This is a genomic window from Blautia argi, assembly GCF_003287895.1.
GTDB lineage: Bacteria > Bacillota > Clostridia > Lachnospirales > Lachnospiraceae > Blautia > Blautia argi.
The window spans coordinates 2,417,448-2,437,883 of sequence record NZ_CP030280.1 but is presented as its reverse complement, the minus strand read 5'-3'; the positions used below and the strand labels follow the sequence as shown (position 1 = coordinate 2,437,883).

Genomic DNA, 20,436 nt, shown 5'->3' with positions numbered 1-20,436 from the left:
CTTCATAAGAAGTGAATATTGTACAAATACAGAATAACATATTGCAAGAAGAAGGGAAAGGATTTTCGTATACTATAAATATCAGAAAAAGAAAAATTCAAGAGAAAGAGGAAATAAATATGGATAAGGCATGGTGGAAAAAAAGCGTAATTTATCAGATTTATCCCAGAAGTTTTGCAGACAGCAACGGGGACGGAATCGGAGATATCAATGGTATTACGGAGCATCTGGATTATTTTAAAGGAGCTGGGCGTAGATGTTATCTGGCTCTCCCCGGTATACCAATCTCCAAATGATGACAACGGATATGATATTTCAGATTATCAGGCAATTATGACAGAATTCGGAACCATGGAAGATTTTGATCGTATGCTGGAAGAGATGCATAAAAGAGGTCTGAAACTGGTCATGGATTTGGTTGTAAACCATACCTCTGATGAACATAACTGGTTTGTGGAAAGCCGCAAGTCAAAGGACAATCCATACAGAGATTACTATATCTGGAAAGATCCAAAAGACGGCAAAGAGCCAAATAACTGGGGAGCATGCTTTGGAGGTTCTGCATGGGAATACGACAAAGAAACAGAGATGTATTACCTGCATTGCTTTTCCAAAAAACAGCCGGATTTAAACTGGGAAAACGAAAAAGTCCGCAAAGAAGTTTTTGATATGATGACCTGGTGGTGTGAAAAAGGGGTAGACGGCTTCCGCATGGACGTTATCAGTATGATTTCCAAAGACCCGGCATATCCGGACGGTATTGTCCATAATGGACTTTACGGAGATAACAGCCCCTATGTATGCAATGGACCCCATGTACATGAATATCTGCAGGAAATGAATCAAAAGGTTTTGTCAAAGTTTGATTTGATTACCGTGGGAGAGGCAGCGGGAGTTACAGTAGAGGAAGCCAAAAAATACGCGAATCTGGACGGAACAGAATTGAATATGGTCTTCCAGTTTGAGCATGTAGATGCACCGACTGCAGAGCATGGGAAGTGGACAGACAAGCGTTATGAGATGAAACGTCTGAGAAGTATTTTAAATAAGTGGCAGACAGAATTAGAAGGAAAGGCATGGAACAGTCTGTACTGGGATAATCATGACCAGCCAAGAGCAGTATCCCGTTTCGGAAACGATGGCCCCATGTACCGGGAACTTTCCGCAAAAATGCTGGCAACCTGTCTGCATATGATGAAGGGAACGCCTTATATTTATCAGGGCGAGGAAATCGGTATGACCAATGCTTATTTTAATAAGCTGGAGGATTATCGGGATATTGAAAGTCTGAATACCTACAAAGAGTTTACTGAAAACGGTATCATGAATCCGGAAGAAATGATGAGCGCTTTAAAGGCCATTAGTCGTGACAATGCCAGAACTCCAATGCAGTGGAACAGCAAACCAAATGCAGGGTTCACTACAGGAGAGCCGTGGATTCAGGTGAATCCCAATTATTTGCAGATAAATGCAGAGGCAGCAGTGGCAGATAAAAACAGCGTTTTCTATTATTATCAGAAGCTGATAGCCCTGCGAAAGAACTACGATATTATTATTGACGGTATTTTTGAGGGTCTTTTGGAGGACAGTGAAGAGATTTATGCATACACCAGGACTCTGGGAAATCAGAAGCTGGTTGTGGCATGTAATTTCAGCGACAGAGAAGTTTTCTGTGATTTATTTGACCATGCAGAGGACGGAAAAGAACTGATTTCTAATTATGAATATCATAAAAACGGTGTTTTGAAGCCTTATGAGGCAAGAGTTCTTCTTTTTGAAAAATAGAAACAGAAAAAAATATTGAGAAAAGGCTGCTGTACAAAAAGCGTAGATGTATCCGCTGTTTTGTACGGCAGCTTTTTTGCTTCATAGAATATTGAGAGAGTATAAGCTTAAAGTGTTACAGAACGAAACTTTTCCAGAGAAATGTACTGCAGTAAAATGGATAAATTTGCTAAAAATTAACAAAAAAATGCAAAATTTCATGTTGCTATTAGTAAAAATGTGATATAATAAACCTACCGAAATACAAACTAGGGGGAATAGAAATGGCAAAAGAAATGATTGCAATGTTGCTGGCAGGCGGTCAGGGCTCTCGTCTGTATGCGTTGACGAAGAAGCTGGCAAAACCGGCAGTTCCTTTTGGCGGAAAATACAGAATTATAGACTTTCCGCTTTCAAACTGCATTAATTCAGGGATTGATACAGTAGGTATCCTGACCCAGTATCAACCGCTGGTGTTAAATGAATATATTGGAAACGGACAGCCCTGGGATCTGGACAGACTGCACGGAGGCGTACATGTTCTGCCTCCTTATCAGCAGGCATCAGGTTCTGACTGGTATAAGGGAACTGCAAACGCAATTTATCAGAATCTGTCCTTTATTGAGCGGTATGATCCGCAATACGTGATTATCCTGTCCGGCGACCAGATTTGTAAGCAGGATTACAGCGATTTTCTCAGATTCCATAAAGAAAAAGGCGCAGAATTCAGCGTGGCTGTTATGGAAGTTCCCTGGGAAGATGCGTCACGTTTTGGGCTTATGGTTGCAGATGAGGACGACAGAATTACAGAATTCCAGGAAAAACCCAAGAATCCGAAGTCAAACCTGGCGTCCATGGGAATCTATATCTTTAACTGGGATATTCTGAAAAAATATCTGGAAGAAGACGAGGCTGACCCGGAATCTGAAAATGATTTTGGAAATAATATTATTCCGAATTTACTGCGGGATAACCGGAAAATGTATGCATATCATTTTAACGGCTACTGGAAAGACGTGGGAACAATTCCGTCCCTGTGGGAAGCAAATATGGAGGTTTTGGATCCGGAACACAGCGGAATCAACCTGTTTGAAGATGACTGGAAGATTTACAGCCGCAACAGCGGTATGACCGGACACCGTATCAGTGCAGATGCTGTTGTGGAAAATTCTATGATTACAGACGGCTGCCGTATCAAAGGTCATGTAAAGCATTCCGTACTCTTTGCAGGTGTGCGTGTAGAAGAGGGTGCTGTGGTGGAAGATGCCGTAGTAATGGGTGGAACCATTATTCAGGCAGGAGCTGTTGTGAAGCACTGTATCATAGCAGAAAAAGCGGTGATTGGCGAAAATGCAGTAGTAGGCGCCATGCCTGCAGGGGGAGAAAGCGGTGTGGCAACCGTAGGCCCTGGTATTTCTGTTGGAAAGAATGCGAAAATCGGACCATGTGCAATGGTTGAACATGATGTAAAGGACGGTGAAGAACAATGGTAAATTCAAACGCAGATGCTTTGGGAATTATTTTCCCTAACACTTACGACTCCCTGGTTCCCGAACTGGTAGGAAAGAGATTGATGGCGTCCATTCCTTTTGCCGGACGTTATCGTATGATAGATTTTGTTTTGTCAAGCATGGTAAACAGAGGAATCGGCAATGTAGCCATTGCAGTCCGTCAGAATTATCTTTCTCTTATGGATCATTTGGGCTCCGGACGAGAATGGGATTTAACCCGTAAAAACGGTGGCCTGAATATTATGCCGCCTTTTGCAGAAAACGGCGTCAAGGTTTATACAGGCCGTGTAGAGGCAATGGCAAATCTGCTGGAACATCTGAGAAGGCAGAAGGAAAAATATGTGGTAATGTCAGACTCAAACATTGCGGTCAACTTTGATTTCAAAGCTCTTATGGACGAGCATGCTTCCAATGGTGCAGATATTACCATGGTTTACGCAAATGAGGAAATTCCGGAAGGACTCTTAAAGCCAAGACTGGCTACAGAGGGTATGTATTATACTCTGAATGTTGATGAAAATAAGAGAGTTCGGAAAATTTACATTAACTCCAGAGAACCTGGTGTGCAAAAACTGAGCATGAATATTTACATTATGGAAAGAGAATTTTTGTTAAAGCTTTTTGAAATTGCTTTTGCAAGAGGATATTCTTATTTTGAACGTGATATTCTGGCCCCCCATCTGGATAAAATCCATGTACAGGCTTATGAATTTAAGGGATATAAAGCACGAATTTGTGATATGCAGAGCTATTTCAATGAAAATATGAAGCTGCTGGACGAAAAAAATCTGGACGGACTTTTTGAGGGAAATCCTATTTATACCAAGATTCGTGATGACAACCCAACACGGTATATCAATGGCTCCAAGGTTAAAAATATTATGGCAGCAGATGGTTGTGTTATTGAAGGAGAAGTGGAAAACTGTGTGCTGTTTCGAGGTGTCAAAATCAAAAAAGGCGCAGTTGTAAAAAATTGTGTGCTGATGCAGGATACAGTGGTAGAAGAAGGAGTCAGAGCGGAATATGTGATTTCCGATAAAAATGTAAAAATGACCGTTGGCAAGGAGGTTCGCGGTGCGAAAACCTTCCCGGTATATATAGCAAAACATCAGATTGTTTAATGAAATAAAGCAAAATAAAAAAGGCATTTGTGCCGGACAGGAAACAGAAAAGAAAGAAATGCAGGACTTTCTGCTTCGGGTTTGGCACAGGTGTCTTTTTTTACGCTTTTTTAACAGAACTTTGACCATACCTTGATAGTTACCGAAAAAAAAGAGTTTTATAATAACACTGTTTGAAAATCAGCGGACAGATGCGGAAAGGAAAACAGAGTATGTTAGAATTAGTAAATATTAAGAAATCTTACGATGGTGTAACTATTTTAAAGGATATGAATCTGAGTATTGAAAAAGGAGAGATTGTTTCGATTTTGGGTCCCTCCGGCTGTGGAAAAACCACACTTTTAAATATGATTCTGGGTATTACAGACCCGGATAGCGGAAAGCTTTTGTTTAACGGAGAAGATATTACAAAAGTACCTATGGAAAAAAGAGGGTTTAACATTGTATTCCAGGATTATGCCCTGTTTCCAAATCTCAATGTATACAGCAATATTACTTACGGACTTCGCAATAAACCGGATATTTCCACCAGACAGGAGGTGGAAGAATTGATCGATCTTCTGGGGCTTCGGGAGCATCTCACAAAGAAAATTGAGCAGCTTTCCGGCGGACAGAAACAGAGAGTGGCTCTGGCAAGAACCATGGTGATGAAACCGAAAATTCTTCTTTTAGATGAGCCGTTAAGCGCTCTGGATGGTGTGATTAAGGAATCTATTAAAGACAGAATTAAAAAGATTGCAAGAGAATATCAGCTTACTACCATTATTGTTACCCATGATCCTGAGGAGGCGCTCACGCTTTCGGATAAGGTTCTGATTTTAAATAAAGGGGGCATTGCCCAGTTCGGAACTCCGGACGAGATTGTACACAACCCCCAGGGAGATTTTATCCGCCAGTTTATTTTGAATCAGTTGGAAATTAAGAGAAGAAATATCTACAGCCTGTTTGGATATCAGGAAATGGCTGCCAGTCAGGCAAGTATTGCATGTTAGGTCAGGAAAAAAGCATGAAAAAAACAAAAGACAGAGAGATTAAGCTTATATTTGCAGCAGTAGTGCTGCTTTTTGCAGCCTTTTTAGTGCTTCCGGTTATCCGCCTTTTAGGGAAATCTTTTCTGGGGGATACTGGATTTACCACTGCATTTTACCGGGAGGTTTTTGGTTCTAAGGGGTTTGTGACAGCTCTTGGAAACAGCTTTCTGGTATCCTCCTTGGCAGCAGTCTGCACAACAGGGATTGCTTTTTTGCTTACCTATACCATTCATTATACAAACGTGCCGGGAATGGTGAAAAAGATTCTTCGGGCAGTGGCGCTTCTCCCCATGCTTCTGCCAACCATTACTTATGGATTCGCAATTTTATATTCTTTCGGAAAAGAAGGGCTTTTGACAAAACTTTTCGGAAAACAGCTTTTTCAGATTTACGGAATAAAGGGATTGCTTCTGGGGTATGTAATCTATACCCTTCCAGTGTCCTTTATGCTTCTGTACAATGCCATGTCTTACATAGATAAGAAATTTATGGTAGTTTCCAGAGTTATGGGGGATAATCCCTTTTCCACTTTCTGGATTACCATTATCCGGCCTCTTTTGGGGACACTGGCAGCGTCTTTTGTACAGTCCTTTTTCTTAAGCTTTACGGATTTTGGTATTCCGGCGGCTGTAGGAGGAAAGTTTGAGGTGCTTGCCGGTGTGCTTTATGACAGAATGCTGGGAAGTGTACCGAACTTTAACAATGGCGCCGTGGTTGCCATGGTGATGCTGGTGCCTTCGATTGTGAGTATTGCCCTTTTGCATTACCTGGAAAAATACAATGTGCGATACAATAAAATTTCTCATATAGAAATGAAAAAGAACCGGGTAAGGGACTTTATCTGCGGCGGTCTGGGCAGTCTTGCCTGCCTGGGAATTCTGATGATTTTTCTTGTGATTTTTGTGGTGCCTTTTGTAAAGCAGTGGCCCTATGAGCTGGGTTTTACTCTGGAAAATGTAAAGAGTGTGTTTGCAGATGCAGAGCTTTCCAATGTGTATATTAATTCCCTGTATACTGCCTTTTTTACGGCAGTGTTTGGAACCCTTACCGCTTATGGAAGCGCTTTGGTAACAGCCAGAAGTAAGGTACCGAAAATACTGAAAAATATTATTGAGGGCATTGCGCTGGTAACCAATACCATTCCGGGTATGGTGCTGGGTCTGGCTTTTCTCTTTGCTTTTTCAGGCACAAGGCTGCAGAATACCTTTGCTATTCTTGTGCTGTGTAATGTGATTCACTTTTTCTCTACCCCGTATCTGATGATGAAGGAATCTCTGGCAAAGATGAATGCGTCCTGGGAAACCACGGCAATGCTTATGGGGGATAACTGGCTGAAAACCATTATACGGATTGTAACGCCAAATGCCCTTTCCACGATTATTGAGGTGTTCAGTTATTACTTTATCAATGCCATGGTAACCATCAGTGCTGTTATTTTCCTGGCAGGTGCCAGAACTATGGTGATTACTACCAAAATTAAGCAATTGCAGTATTACAACAAATATAATGAAATCTTTGTGCTTTCCATTTTGCTTCTTCTTACCAATCTGCTCTGTAAGCTGGTGTTTCAGCATCTGGCAAAACGGGAGCGGGGAGCAGAAAAAGAGAAGACCAATAAGAGCAGAGAAGCCCTGATGCAGAAAAAAACCGTGCGGCTTGCAAGAAGAGCTTTGGCAGCAGTTCTTGCAGCAGTGCTGGTGGTTTCCGGTATTTCCCTGATAAGCGGAGGCAGAAACAGTGATTTGGTGGTTATCTATTCCAATGCTGATGATGAGGCCATTACTGCCATGAAGAAAACCCTGGACGAAAACGGATATCAGGGGAAATACATTCTTCAGTCTTTTGGAACCTCTGAGCTTGGAGGGAAGCTTTTGGCAGAGGGGAAAAATCTGGAAGCAGACATGATTACCATGAGCACTTTTTACATTGACAGTGCCCAGGAAGCAAATGCCATGTTTGCAGACCTGGACTTTGGAAAACAGACGCTTTCTGAAAGTTCTCCCTGGTGCCAGCCCATAACTGCCCAGGAAGGGGCAATTCTGGTAAATACAAAAGTTTTAAAGGAGGCGGGACTGCCCATGCCAGAATCTTTAAAGGATTTGGCTGACCCGGTTTACAGAGATATGGTTTCTGTAACAGACCTGTCCTCTTCCTCCACAGCCTGGCTTTTGATTCAGGCGCTGGTTGATGCTTATGGAGAAGTGGGAGCAGAGGACGTACTTGCAAAGATATATGAAAATGCAGGTCCACATATAGAAGATTCTGGATCCGGTCCTCTGAAAAAGGTGCGGGCAGGAGAAGTTGCAGTAGGCTTTGGGCTGCGCCATCAGGCAGTGGCAGATAAGGAAGCTGGGCTGCCGGTAGATTATGTAGATCCTGTGGAGGGCAACTTTTCCCTCACAGAATCTGTGGCAGTGTTAGACAGAGATACGCCGAGAAAGGAAATTGCCATGGAAATGGCGCAGTGTATGATTGAAAAAGGAAGAGAAGAACTGCAGAAAACCTATCCTCTTCCCGTGTATAAGGGAGAGGCGAAGGCTGCGGAAAAGGAATCTGCTTATCCAAAGGTATTTCCGGAACCTCTAACCGTGGATTTACTGGAAGAACACCAGAAATTGTCGGAAAGATGTAAATAAAAGATAGAAAAAGGAGAAACATATACCATGAAAAACTACAAATTATTAACACCAGGACCATTAACTACAACAGAAACTGTAAGAAAAGAAATGATGTTTGACCACTGTACCTGGGACGATGACTATAAAGCGATTACACTGAAAATCAGAAAGCAGCTTTTAGAGCTGGCACATGTAACCGAGGAGGATTATACGGTTGTGCTGATGCAGGGAAGCGGAACCTTTGGTGTAGAGGCAGTGCTTACCAGTGTGATTGGGGAACAGGATAAGCTGCTCATTGTGGCAAACGGTGCTTACGGAGAGCGTATGGAGGATATTGCCAAGCATGCTCATCTTTCCTATGCCATTTATCATGAAGTTTATAATCAGATTCCAAGTGCTGAAAAAATCGCAGAGATTCTGGAAAAAGATCCCGCCATTACCCATGTTTCCATGGTACACAGCGAAACCACTTCCGGTATTTTAAATGACATTGAGGCAGTGGGAAAGGTTGTAAAAGCAAAAGGACGTACTTTTATTGTAGATGCCATGAGCAGCTTCGGTGGTGTGGATATTCCGGTAAAGGACTGGGGCATTGATTTTCTGGTAAGCAGCGCTAACAAATGTATTCAGGGCGTACCGGGCTTCTCTTTTATCATTGCCAACAAACAGAAGCTGATAGAAAGTGAAGGCAAGGCAAGAAGTCTTTCTCTGGATTTATACGACCAGTGGAAAACCATGAATAAAGACGGAAAATGGAGATTTACTTCTCCGACCCACGTTGTTCTGGCTTTTTCCAAGGCTCTGGACGAAATGCTGGAGGAGGGAGGAATTCCTGCAAGAAGCAAGAGATACTATGACAACAACCGTCTTCTGATTCAGCGTATGAAAGAGATGGGAATCCGCACTTATATAGATCAGGAGCACCAGGGACCGATTATCACTACCTTCTTGTATCCGGAAAATCATGCTTTTGCATTTCAGGATATGTACAAGTATATTAAGGACAGAGGCTATGCCATCTATCCGGGCAAGGTGACAGAAGCAGATACTTTCCGTATTGGAAATATCGGGGAAATTTATGAAGAGGATATTGAAAAGGTCTGCAGCATTATGAAAGAATTTCTGGAGGGAAGATAATATGGGAAAGATAGAGGCAGTAATTTTTGACTGGGCGGGAACTACCGTGGACTTTGGATGTTTTGCACCGGTACAGGCTTTTGTGGAGGTATTTAAGCATTTCGGCATTGAACCCACCATGGAGGAAGTGAGAAAGCCTATGGGAATGCTGAAAAGAGATCACATTAAAACCATGCTCTACATGGACAGAATTCATAAGCTCTGGCTGGAAAAATACGGACATGAGGTGACAGAAGAAGATATTGACAGTCTTTATAATCTTTTTGAAGACAAGCTTCTTGGCATTCTGGATCAGTTTGCAGAACCAAAGCCCTATGTGCTGGAGGCAGTTCAGAAGCTTCGCGGCATGGGAGTGAAAATTGGATCCACCACAGGATACACAGATAAGATGATGGAAATTGTCACAAGAGAGGCAAAGGAAGCAGGATATGAACCGGACGCCTGGTTCAGCCCGGATTCCGTAGGAAATGCCGGACGTCCTTACCCATTTATGGTGTTCAAAAACATGGAGGTATTAAAATGCAGCTCTGTAGCTTCTGTGGTAAAGGTAGGAGATACAGTTTCAGATATTAAGGAAGGACTCCATGCAGGAGTGATTTCTGTAGGCGTTGTGGAAGGAAGTTCAGAAATGGGACTGACACAGGCGGAATATGAAGCCCTTACAGAAGAAGAACGGGACGCACAGTGCAGACGGACAGAAGAAATCTTTCAGGCAGCAGGAGCAGATTATATAATACGTAATATGGAAGCACTGCCAAAACTTATTGAAGACCTGAGTAAATAGAGAATTTCAGAAAAACAGAAAAGAGAAACAGGAAAAGATATTTTCGGGAGAAATGTAGAAAATATCTTTTTGCTGTTTCTTTTTTTGTGCATGTTGTGGTAAAATAAAGAAAATTCACAGCGAGAAGACAAGGAGGAAAAATTATGGCATTTTATTATGAAGAACCATCGAGAACCTTTAGCGAGTATCTGTTGGTGCCCGGATACTCTTCTTCAGAGTGTATTCCCTCAAAGGTGAGCCTGAAAACCCCTCTGGTGAAATTCAAAAAAGGCGAAGAATCGGCATTGTCTATTAACATTCCCATGGTGTCTGCTATTATGCAGTCTGTATCAGATGATAATCTTGCCATTGCCCTGGCGCAGGAAGGAGGCATGTCTTTTATTTATGGTTCTCAGCCCATAGAAAGTCAGGCAGAGATGATTCGGAAGGTAAAACGCTATCGTGCAGGCTTTGTAGTAAGCGATTCTAATGTATCTCCTGAAATGACGTTGCAGGACGTATTGGATATTACGGAAAGAACAGGGCATTCCACCGTAGCAGTTACCGAAAATGGCAAGGCAAACGGAAAGCTGTTGGGTATTGTAACCAATAAGGATTATCGCATCAGCCGAATGGAACCGGATACAAAGGTAGCAGATTTTATGACAAAGTTGGAGAATTTGGTTTATGCAGGAGAAGAAACCACCTTGAAAGAGGCCAATGACATTATCTGGGAACATAAAATCAACTGTCTGCCTCTGGTGAATAAAAACCAGGAATTAGTATATCTGGTATTCAGAAAGGATTATGATACCCATAAGAAAAATGAAAATGAGTTGATTGATGATTCCAAACGATATATGGTAGGTGCGGGAATCAATACCAGAGATTACCGGGAAAGAGTGCCGGCACTTTTAGAAGCCGGGGCAGATGCTCTTTGCATTGACAGCTCAGAGGGATTTTCAGAATGGCAGAAGCTCACCATTGATTATATCCGGGAAAATTATGGGGATAAGGTAAAAGTAGGTGCAGGAAATGTAGTAGACGGAGAGGGATTCCGCTTTCTGGCAGAGGCAGGGGCTGATTTTGTAAAGGTGGGAATCGGCGGCGGCGCAATCTGCATTACCCGTGAGCAGAAGGGAATCGGAAGAGGACAGGCAACTGCGCTCATTGATGTGGCAAGAGCAAGAGATGCATATTATAGGGAAACCGGTATTTATGTGCCTATTTGTTCAGACGGAGGCATTGTTCATGATTATCACATCACCCTTGCGCTTGCCATGGGTGCAGATTTTATTATGCTGGGAAGATATTTTGCCAGATTTGACGAAAGTCCTACAAAGAAGGTCAATGTCAACGGAAGCTATATGAAAGAATACTGGGGCGAGGGAAGCGCCAGAGCCAGAAACTGGCAGAGATATGACATGGGCGGAGATAAAAAGCTGTCCTTTGAAGAAGGGGTGGATTCTCTGGTACCGTATGCAGGCAGTCTGAAGGATAATGTGGGACTGACCCTCAGCAAGGTGCGCTCCACCATGTGCAACTGTGGCGCTCTTACGATACCACAGCTGCAGGAAAAAGCCAAAATCACACTGGTATCTGCCACCAGTATTGTAGAAGGCGGAGCGCATGACGTTCTGCTGCGGGATAAGAGATAAAAGAAACGTATTGCCTATTGGCTCCTGCAAAAGACTGATGATGAAAAGACATACATCAGTCTTTTGCAGATTTTTTATAAAAGACTTTCCTTTCAGCAAGGTTTTTGTCTGCCACAGATACAACAGGTCAATAAGAGAAGCATTGTCATGGTTACAGTTCTTTCTGTATTACCTGCACCGTGCTTTCTCCAATGCAGTGGTTTACAATTGTATGTACCTGTATCATAAGTCCGTCTGCTTCACAGGCAAAGTTTTCACCGGAAGCGGGTATGCGTCCGATAATATCACAGACATAGCCGTTATATGTGTCATAGCGCTCCACAGGCAGTTTGATATCCAGGGCTTTTGCCACATCGTCAAGGCTTGCGCTGCCAAGAATGTTCCAGGTGTTTTCATCTGTCTTCAGAATTTCAGGGCGCTGCAGGTCGTCTTCTTCCTCGTACAAATCTCCTACAAGAGCTTCCATTAAATCATGCAGCGTGATAATACCGGACATGCCGCCGTATTCATCTATCAGCACAGCAAAATAGTGTCTGCTCTTTTTCATTTCCTGAAACAGCACGTTGGCTTTTCGGTTTTCCGGCACAAACCAGGGGGTTTCCAGAGCATTTTTTAAAATAGATTCTTTTGTTTTTATGCTGGTTCGAAAATAATCTCTGGTGTTCAGAATCCCTACAATGTTATCTGTATTTTTTCCATAGACAGGATAATAGGTATGTCTGCTGTTAAAAATAAGTTCTTCCCAGGTATTTAAGCTGTCTTCGTAATTTAAAGAAAGCACGTCAATTCTGTGGGTGCAAATCTGCTCTGCACTGGTATCATCAAAATCAAAGACATTCTGAATGATTTCTGTTTCATCTTTTGCAATAGTTCCCTGCTGGCTACCTTCAGAGAGCATCATGCGGATTTCTTCTTCTGTAACCTGTTCCTCTGTTGCCTCCGGGTTGATGCCCAAAAGCTTTAAAACGCCGTTGGTGGACACGGTTAAAAGAGAAACCAAAGGGGCAGTGACCCTGGAAACGGTATATAAAATTCCTGCAAGGGAAAGCGCCAGGCTTTCTGCCTTTTTCATGGCAATCCGTTTGGGAACCAGTTCGCCGAAGACCAGACTGAAATAAGATAACAGAATGGTAATAACAATGACGGACAGAGAGTTTAACACCTTCACAGGAACGGGAATTCCTGCCTGTAAAAGCATGCTCACCAGAGGTTCTGCAAAATAGTCAGCGGCAAAAGCACTGCTTAAGAAGCCTGCAAGGGTGATTGCCACCTGAATAGTTGCCAGAAAGCGCGCAGGCTGTCGGGTGAGTTTTGTGAGTTTTATCGCTTTTTTATTGCCCTGTTCTGTGAGCAGCTTTAATTTTGCCTCGTTCATGGAAAGCACGGCAATTTCTGCACTGGCAAAGACTGCGTTTAATAAAATCAATATTACTAATAAAAAAATTGAACCAATCATAACCTTCCTCCGAAAATTAAAAAATTTTAAAATCTGATAAAAAACGTGATAAAAAATACAAAAAGGAGCGGCTCCACAGAAGAAAGAATGAAAAACGCAGATTCCTTCAGGCTGTGCAGCAGCTCCGTTATCTATTCATAATATCACATGGAAGAGTGATGTTTGTATTCTTTTCAGGGGAATGCCCGGGACCATCGTCCATGCTGTGTCTTCACTTCCTTTCGTTTGTTTTGATTAAGCAATAAAATACCACATTGTTTTTACGCAGTCAAGAAAGAAAATATAAAATAAAAGAGAACTTTTTGTTTCTTTTGTATAACGACAGTGGTATAATTGAATTATCAGAAAATTTGCAGTAAGGAGGGATTTTTTATGGATATGGAAGCAAGAATGTTTAAGGTGTATGCAAAAGGGGACGAAAAGATTCAGTTAAAGGTTATGCCGGGGCATTTTGTTACTTCCCAGTCCCACATCACCCATTATCTGGAAATGACTACTATGAAAACCAGATGTGCAGAGGCTGCCAGAATTGCCAGACTGCTGTCTGTAAGGTATGAAACAACCACACCGGTAGACAGTATTATCTGTCTGGACGGGCTGGAGGTAGTGGGGGCATTTCTGGCAGAGGAACTGGCAAAAGCAGGTGTGCTTTCCATGAATGCACATAAGACCATTTACATTGTAACTCCGGAATTTAATGCAAATGGACAGATGATTCTCAGAGATAATATCCAGAACATGGTACGGAACCGGAATACCGTGATTTTAATGGGTTCTATTACCACGGGTGCCACCCTGCAGCAGTGTATAGAAACCGTGTTGTACTATGGCGGCAAGATACAGGGTGTTTCCGCAATTTTCAGCGCTGTAAATAAAGTAGCAGGAATTGATATTAATGCAGTCTTCAGCAAACAGGACATTCCGAATTATGAATCCTATCCTGCAGAAAAATGTCCCATGTGCCAGAGAAAGGAGAAAATTGACGCCATTGTAAATGGATACGGGTATTCAAAATTATAGGGAACGGAAAGTTCAGAGCCGAAAAAGGCAGCGGCATACCGCTGTCTTTTTCCTGTGGAAAATCCCCTATCAAGAAAGTGGAAACTGTGCTATACTATATCCTATATATGAAGACAGAAAAGAATATGGAGGAAAGACAATGAGAATTGAGCAGGTTCCGGCTTACGAGCTGGTATTAACACAGGATATTCCTGATATTCATTCAAAAGGCTATCTTCTGAAGCATAAAAAAAGCGGTGCAAGAGTTATGCTTCTGGAAAACGACGATGACAATAAAGTATTTAATATTGCTTTCCGCACTCCGCCTGCAGACAGTACAGGTGTAGCGCACATTTTGGAACACAGCGTGTTGTGCGGCTCCCAAAAATATCCCTTAAAGGATCCTTTTGTAGAGCTGGTGAAAGGTTCTTTAAATACCTTTTTAAATGCCATGACGTATCCGGATAAAACCATGTATCCGGTGGCAAGCTGCAATGAGCAGGATTTTAAAAATTTAATGCATGTGTATCTGGACGCAGTGTTTTTCCCAAACATTTATGAAAAGGAAGAAATTTTCCGTCAGGAGGGCTGGCATTATGAGCTGGAGGAAGAAGACGGTCCCCTTAAGCTAAACGGTGTGGTTTACAATGAAATGAAAGGCGCGTTTTCTTCCCCGGAAGATGTTCTGGAGAGGGAAATTTTTAATTCCCTGTTTCCGGATACTCCATACGGTGTGGAATCCGGAGGTGACCCGAAGCATATTCCGGAATTGAAATATTCGGATTTCCTGTCCTTCCACAGCAGATATTATCACCCTGCAAACAGCTATATTTATCTCTATGGTGATATGGATATGGAAGAGCGTTTGAACTGGCTGGATAAAGAATATTTAAGTCAGTATGACAAAATCCCGGTACCTTCAGAGATTCCACTGCAGAAGCCCTTTGAAAAGGTGCGGGAGCTGGAAATGGAATATTCCATTACAGAGAGTGAACCAGAGGAGGAAAATTCTTATCTTTCATATAATGTGGTAGTGGGAGATAGTCTGGACGTGGAAACCTGCACTGCCTTTGAGGTGCTGGATTACACCCTTTTAAGCGCCCCGGGAGCGCCCTTAAAGCAGGCACTTTTAGATGCAGGAATCGGCAAGGATATTATGGGATCCTATGAGGACGGTATCTATCAGCCCTTCTTTTCCATTGTGGCAAAAAATGCCAATCCTCAGGATAAAGAAAAATTCGTTTCTCTGATTCAGACTACATTAAAGGAAATCGCAGAAAATGGCGTGGATCAGAAAGCCATTGCAGCAGGCATCAATTACATGGAATTCCGTTTCAGAGAGGCTGATTTTTCTTCTTTCCCCAAGGGACTGATGTACGGCATTGATGTGTTTGACAGTTGGCTGTATGATGACAGCAAGCCTTTTGACCATGTGATGCGCCTTGCTGTGTTTGAAAAATTAAAGGAAAAAGCAAATACCGGATATTTTGAAGAATTGATTGAAAAATATCTGCTCACAAACACACATGCTTCCATTGTAGTGGTCAATCCCAAAAGAGGGCTGGCAGTTCAGGAAGACAGAGAACTGGAGGAAAAACTGGCTGCTTATAAGGCGTCCTTAAGCCAGGAGGAAATTCAGAGGCTTGTGGAAGATACCAGACATTTGAAGGCATACCAGGACGAGCCTGAAACAGAGGAAGCTCTTCGCACCATTCCTCTTTTAAAGAGAAGTGATATCGGAAAAGAGGCGGCAAAGCTTTATAATACAGAAAAGAAAGTGGGAGATACCCTGGTGCTTCACCACAATCTGTATACAAACGGCATTGGCTATCTGGATTTGCTCTTTGACTTAAAGCAGGTGCCTGAACATTTGATTCCGTATCTGGGAATTTTGAAATCTGTTCTGGGATATGTGGATACCGCGCATTATAAATACGGAGAGCTTTTTAATGAAATCAATGCAAGAAGTGGGGGCATTACTTTTGGCATACAGGTATTCGGCGATGCACAGGACAACAGCCGGACAATTCATGTTATGGGGGTAAGGGCAAAGGCTTTGTATCAGGATATTCCTTTTGTATTTGGTATGATTAAAGAGATTATCGGGACGTCCTGCTTTGATGATGAAAAGAGGTTGTATGAAATTCTGGCAAAGATGAAATCCAGACTGCAGATGAGCCTGGCAGCAGCCGGTCACAGCACAGCCGTGATGAGAGCCCTTTCTTATTTCTCGGAAAATTCTAATTTCCAGGAAAAAATAGCGGGAATTGAATTTTACAAATTCATAGATGAAATAGAGAAAAAATTCCAGGAGAGAAAAGAAGAACTTATTTCCAGCTTAAAGGAGCTTATGCTCTATGTGTTCAGACCGGAGAATCTGGTGGTCAGCTACACCGCAGATGACAAAGGATATGAAGAGCTGGAAAAACAAGTAGAGAAGCTGAAAGAAAAGCTGTATACCTGTGCAGTGGAAATGGGAGAAGAAAAGCCGAAATTTACGGTGCGAAATGAGGGTTTTAAGACATCAGGACAGGTGCAGTATGTAGCAGCAGCAGGAAACTTTAAGGAGGCAGGATACACCTATACCGGCGCTCTGCGGATTTTAAAGGTGATGTTAAGCTATGAATATCTCTGGATGAATATCCGTGTCAAGGGCGGCGCTTACGGGTGCATGAGTTCCTTTAGACGAAACGGAGATGGGTTCCTGGTATCCTACCGTGACCCGAATCTTACAAAAACTTTGGAGGTATTTAAAAAGACAGGAGATTTCATTCGTTCCTTTGAGGCTGATGAAAGAGAAATGACAAAATATATTATCGGAACCATAAGCGAAACCGATACGCCGCTGACACCTTCTGCAAAGGGAAGCATGTCCCTAAACGCATGGTTTTCCAACATTACGGAGGAGGATTTGCAGAAAGAGCGCAGGGAAATTTTAGAGGCGCAGCCGGAGGATATCCGCAGCCTGGCAGGAATTGTGGACGCCATGATGGAACAGAACCGCATTTGTGTCATTGGCAGCGAGGAGAAACTCGAACAGGAGAAAAAGGTGTTTGGCGAGGTCAGACATTTATTGTAAAAAGGAGAGTATATGAACACAGAGTTTAAGTCAGGGTTTGCCGCTATTATCGGCAGACCCAACGTGGGAAAGTCCACGCTGATGAATCACTTAATCGGACAAAAAATTGCCATTACGTCCAGAAAGCCCCAGACAACCAGAAATAAAATCCAGACCGTGTACACAGATGAGCGGGGACAGGTGGTATTTTTGGACACACCGGGGATTCACAAGGCGAAAAACAAGCTGGGCGAATACATGGTCAATGTTGCCCAGCGAACTTTTAAAGATGCAGATGTGATTTTGTGGCTGGTGGAGCCAACGAATTTTATTGGCGCAGGTGAACGCCATATTGCAGATCAGTTAAGACTTTGCAAGCTTCCGGTGATTCTGGTTATCAACAAGGTGGACACTGTGAAAAAGAGCGAGGTGGCAGGCTTTATTGATGCATACAGAAATATCTGTGATTTTGCGGAAATTGTGCCGGTATCAGCCCTTCGTTCCCAGAATCTGGACACACTTTTAGAGTGTATCTTCAAGTACCTGCCTTACGGGCCTCAGTTTTATGACGAGGATACGGTGACAGACCAGCCTCAGAGGCAGATTGTGGCAGAGATGATTCGGGAAAAAGCGCTGCGGACTCTGGACGAGGAAATTCCCCACGGGATTGCGGTAACTATTGACAGAATGAAAGAACGCCCCCAGGGAAATCTGGTGGATATTGACGCCACCATTATCTGCGAAAGGGATTCCCATAAGGGAATTATCATAGGAAAGCAGGGCGTTATGCTGAAAAAAATCGGAAGCGCTGCCAGATTTGAAATTGAAAAAATGCTGGATATGAAGGTGAATCTGAAACTCTGGGTAAAGGTAAAGAAGGACTGGAGAGATAGCGATTACCTGATTAAAAACTTCGGATATGATAAGAAGGAAATCTGATGAGTGATTTCATTACAGTAACCGGCATGGTGCTGTCTGCCATGGCGGTGGGAGAGTATGATAAAAGGTTGGTGCTTCTCACCAGGGAACGGGGAAAAATCACCGTGTTTGCCAAGGGGGCAAGAAGACAGAACAGTCCTCTTTTGGCAGTGTCAAATCCCTTTGTCTTTGGCTCCTTCTTTTTGTACGAGGGCAGAACCGCTTATCAGATGCGTTCCGCTTCTGTGACAGAATATTTTTCAGAGCTGGCGTCCATACAGCCAGGGGTTTACTATGGGTTTTATTTTCTGGAGCTGGCAGAGTATTATTCCAGCGAAAATACAGATGAAACCCAGATGTTGAATCTTTTGTATGTGACCTTAAAGGCTCTTATAAGACAGCAAATGGACAATGAGCTGATACGGTACGTTTTTGAATTGAAGGCAATGACTATAAACGGAGAGTATCCCTCTGTGTTTACCTGTAGTTCCTGCGGCACTGCAGAGCAGATTTGCTGGTTTTCTGCAGAGCAGTCAGGTGTTTTCTGCGAAGAATGTGGAAGGCTGGAGAAGGGGTTGATACATATCAGCGTGTCGGCACTGTATACTCTGCAGTTTATCATTGCAGCCAAGTTGGAGAATCTGTATTCCTTTACTGTAAATAAGGAAATTCTGGAAGAAGTTGGAAGAGTGATGCGAGCCTATCGGAAGCGCTACATAGATAAGGAGTTTAAAAGTCTGGAAATATTAAGAATGATGATGTGAGGATTGCAGCATCAGATATGGATTTATAAAAATGGAGTTGCTACATCAGGTGCATATGAGAATATTCCTGATGCAGCAGCTCTATTTATATGCCTTATTTTTTACCGTTAAAGCAGTAGGTGCATACTTTACATGGCTCAATGTTGATAGATGCCAGTAAATCGTCCAGACGGTGGAAGTGCAGGGTGGTGAAATTTAACTGTTTGCCGATTTCCTCCAGCATTTCTTTATAATTTTGGGAATCCGGGTCAGCATAGGTATCCAGTACCTGACGGCTTACATTTTCCCCTTCTCTTGCTGCAATGATTCGTCTGGTGATCAAATCCATTTCAGATTTGGAGCGGGAGAAGTTCAAAAACGGACAGCCAAACAGAAGGGGCGGGCAGGCAGGGCGGATATGAACTTCCTTTGCACCGCTGTTGTACAGAAACTCTGTTGTTTCCCGAAGCTGAGTACCGCGCACAATGGAGTCATCAATCAAAAGCAGGTTGCGGTTTTTGATTAAGGCCTCTACTGGAATCAGCTTCATTTTGGCAATCAGATTTCTCTGCTCCTGGCGGGAGGGCATAAAGGACCGAGGCCAGGTTGGCGTATACTTAATAAATGGGCGGGAGAACGGAATGCCGGATTCGTTGGCATAGCCAATAGCATGGGCAATACCGGAATCAGGAACGCCGGCAACAAGATCCGGGTTTACATCATCTCTCTGAGCATCTCTTTGGGCAAGTTTTTTACCGCAGTCATAGCGCATATTTTCCACGTTTACCCCTTCATAAGTGGAAGTAGGGTAGCCGTAATATACCCATAAGAAAGAACAGATTTTCATCTCATTTAAAGGCTCGGAAACAGTTTCCACTCCTTCCGGAGTCAGAAATACAATCTCTCCGGGACCTAATTCCCGCAGAGTTTCGTAGCCCAGATTTAAGTAGGCAAAGCTTTCAAAGGAAGCGCAGTGTGCGCCGTCTTTTTCGCCGATAATTACAGGGGTTCGTCCCATACGGTCCCTGGCAGCATAAATCCCCTTTGGAGTCAGAACAAGGAGGGTCATGGAACCCTGGATCAGACTCTGTGCGTATCGGATACCGTCTACAATCGTTGCCTGCTGGTTAATTAAGGACGCTACCATTTCCGTTGGATTGATACACCCGCCGCTCATTTCCAGGAAATGTGTACAGCCGTTTTTATAGGAAATATCCACCAGCTCGTCCATGTTATTAATTTTTCCCACAGTTGTAATGGCAAAGCTTCCCAGATGGGACTGTACCAGAAGAGGCTGCGGTTCATTGTCGGAAATACAGCCAATGCCGGCATTTCCTTCCAGCTCGTCTAAATCTCCATCAAATTTGGTACGAAACGGGGTATTTTCAATATTGTGGATAGAGCGGCTGAAGCCGTTTTCCCCATATACTGCCATACCGCCGCGTTTGGTTCCCAGATGAGAATGATAGTCTGTGCCGAAAAATAAGTCTAAAGTACAGCTTGATTTAGAAGTTACTCCAAATATTCCACCCATTGTAGTTCTCCTTTTTTGCATAAGAAATTTTAATGTACTTCTTATTATATACTCTGTTTTTGGAATTCGTAAAGTAATTTGGGGAAAGTTTTTCCCTTCGCAAGGGAGAAAAAATAGTGTATAAT

15 protein-coding genes are annotated in these 20,436 nt (G+C 42.9%); 13 read left to right on the top strand and 2 right to left on the bottom strand.

Annotation, left to right across the window (positions count from 1 at the left end; translation table 11 throughout):
* The first annotated feature begins 119 nt into the window (after positions 1-119).
* The 9 genes from DQQ01_RS16640 (at position 120) to DQQ01_RS11815 (ending at position 11,603) form a co-directional block, all read left to right on the top strand.
* The gene (locus DQQ01_RS16640; protein ID WP_242980357.1) at positions 120-296 is read left to right on the top strand and encodes an alpha-amylase family glycosyl hydrolase; all 177 of its coding nucleotides are present in this window, start codon (positions 120-122) and stop codon (positions 294-296) included.
* The gene (locus DQQ01_RS11850) at positions 211-1,785 is read left to right on the top strand and encodes a glycoside hydrolase family 13 protein (RefSeq protein WP_242980356.1); all 1,575 of its coding nucleotides are present in this window, start codon (positions 211-213) and stop codon (positions 1,783-1,785) included. Before DQQ01_RS16640 ends, DQQ01_RS11850 begins: the two co-directional genes overlap by 86 nt.
* Positions 1,786-2,048: 263 nt before the next feature.
* Entirely contained in the window at positions 2,049-3,257 is a 1,209-nt protein-coding gene (locus tag DQQ01_RS11845) for a glucose-1-phosphate adenylyltransferase (RefSeq protein ID WP_111920208.1), read from the top strand.
* Positions 3,251-4,396: a glucose-1-phosphate adenylyltransferase subunit GlgD gene (gene glgD / locus DQQ01_RS11840; protein WP_111920207.1), complete on the top strand. Its 1,146-nt coding sequence runs from the start codon at positions 3,251-3,253 to the stop codon at positions 4,394-4,396. Before DQQ01_RS11845 ends, glgD begins: the two co-directional genes overlap by 7 nt.
* A 212-nt stretch (positions 4,397-4,608) precedes the next feature.
* Positions 4,609-5,388, top strand: a complete 780-nt coding sequence (locus tag DQQ01_RS11835; protein ID WP_111920929.1) for an ABC transporter ATP-binding protein — start codon at positions 4,609-4,611, stop codon at positions 5,386-5,388.
* A 14-nt stretch (positions 5,389-5,402) separates the two neighbouring features.
* On the top strand, positions 5,403-8,063 hold the full coding sequence (locus tag DQQ01_RS11830; RefSeq protein ID WP_111920928.1) for an ABC transporter permease subunit: 2,661 nt from the start codon (positions 5,403-5,405) through the stop codon (positions 8,061-8,063).
* Positions 8,064-8,090: 27 nt separating this feature from the next.
* Positions 8,091-9,182 (top strand): 2-aminoethylphosphonate--pyruvate transaminase, encoded by a 1,092-nt coding sequence (locus tag DQQ01_RS11825; RefSeq protein WP_111920206.1) that lies wholly within the window; start codon positions 8,091-8,093, stop codon positions 9,180-9,182.
* A 1-nt stretch (position 9,183) separates the two neighbouring features.
* Positions 9,184-9,966 carry a phosphonoacetaldehyde hydrolase gene (phnX, locus tag DQQ01_RS11820; protein ID WP_111920205.1) on the top strand — a complete coding sequence of 261 codons (783 nt, stop codon included), beginning with the start codon at positions 9,184-9,186 and terminating at the stop codon, positions 9,964-9,966.
* A 143-nt stretch (positions 9,967-10,109) separates the two neighbouring features.
* Positions 10,110-11,603 carry an IMP dehydrogenase gene (locus tag DQQ01_RS11815; RefSeq protein ID WP_111920204.1) on the top strand — a complete coding sequence of 498 codons (1,494 nt, stop codon included), beginning with the start codon at positions 10,110-10,112 and terminating at the stop codon, positions 11,601-11,603.
* Positions 11,604-11,754: 151 nt separating this feature from the next.
* Here DQQ01_RS11815 and DQQ01_RS11810 read toward each other — a convergent pair whose 3' ends face one another.
* A complete protein-coding gene (locus DQQ01_RS11810; RefSeq protein ID WP_111920203.1) occupies positions 11,755-13,059 on the bottom strand; it encodes a hemolysin family protein in 1,305 nt (434 codons plus the stop codon).
* Positions 13,060-13,437: 378 nt separating this feature from the next.
* Here DQQ01_RS11810 and DQQ01_RS11805 point away from each other — a divergent pair, with 378 nt between their 5' ends.
* From DQQ01_RS11805 to recO, 4 genes are all read left to right on the top strand, one after another.
* Complete coding sequence (locus DQQ01_RS11805) at positions 13,438-14,079, top strand: orotate phosphoribosyltransferase (RefSeq protein ID WP_111920927.1); 642 nt, start codon at positions 13,438-13,440, stop codon at positions 14,077-14,079.
* 139 nt (positions 14,080-14,218) lie between these two features.
* Positions 14,219-17,137: an insulinase family protein gene (locus DQQ01_RS11800; RefSeq protein WP_111920926.1), complete on the top strand. Its 2,919-nt coding sequence runs from the start codon at positions 14,219-14,221 to the stop codon at positions 17,135-17,137.
* A gap of 12 nt (positions 17,138-17,149) precedes the next feature.
* Positions 17,150-18,055 carry a GTPase Era gene (era, locus tag DQQ01_RS11795; protein ID WP_111920202.1) on the top strand — a complete coding sequence of 302 codons (906 nt, stop codon included), beginning with the start codon at positions 17,150-17,152 and terminating at the stop codon, positions 18,053-18,055.
* The gene (gene recO, locus DQQ01_RS11790; protein ID WP_111920201.1) at positions 18,055-18,798 is read left to right on the top strand and encodes a DNA repair protein RecO; all 744 of its coding nucleotides are present in this window, start codon (positions 18,055-18,057) and stop codon (positions 18,796-18,798) included. The genes era and recO overlap by 1 nt, the downstream gene beginning before the upstream one ends.
* A gap of 94 nt (positions 18,799-18,892) precedes the next feature.
* On the opposite strand, the gene DQQ01_RS11785 is transcribed toward recO, so the two are convergent.
* Positions 18,893-20,311: an amidophosphoribosyltransferase gene (locus DQQ01_RS11785; RefSeq protein ID WP_111920200.1), complete on the bottom strand. Its 1,419-nt coding sequence runs from the start codon at positions 20,309-20,311 to the stop codon at positions 18,893-18,895.
* Positions 20,312-20,436 lie beyond the last annotated feature (125 nt).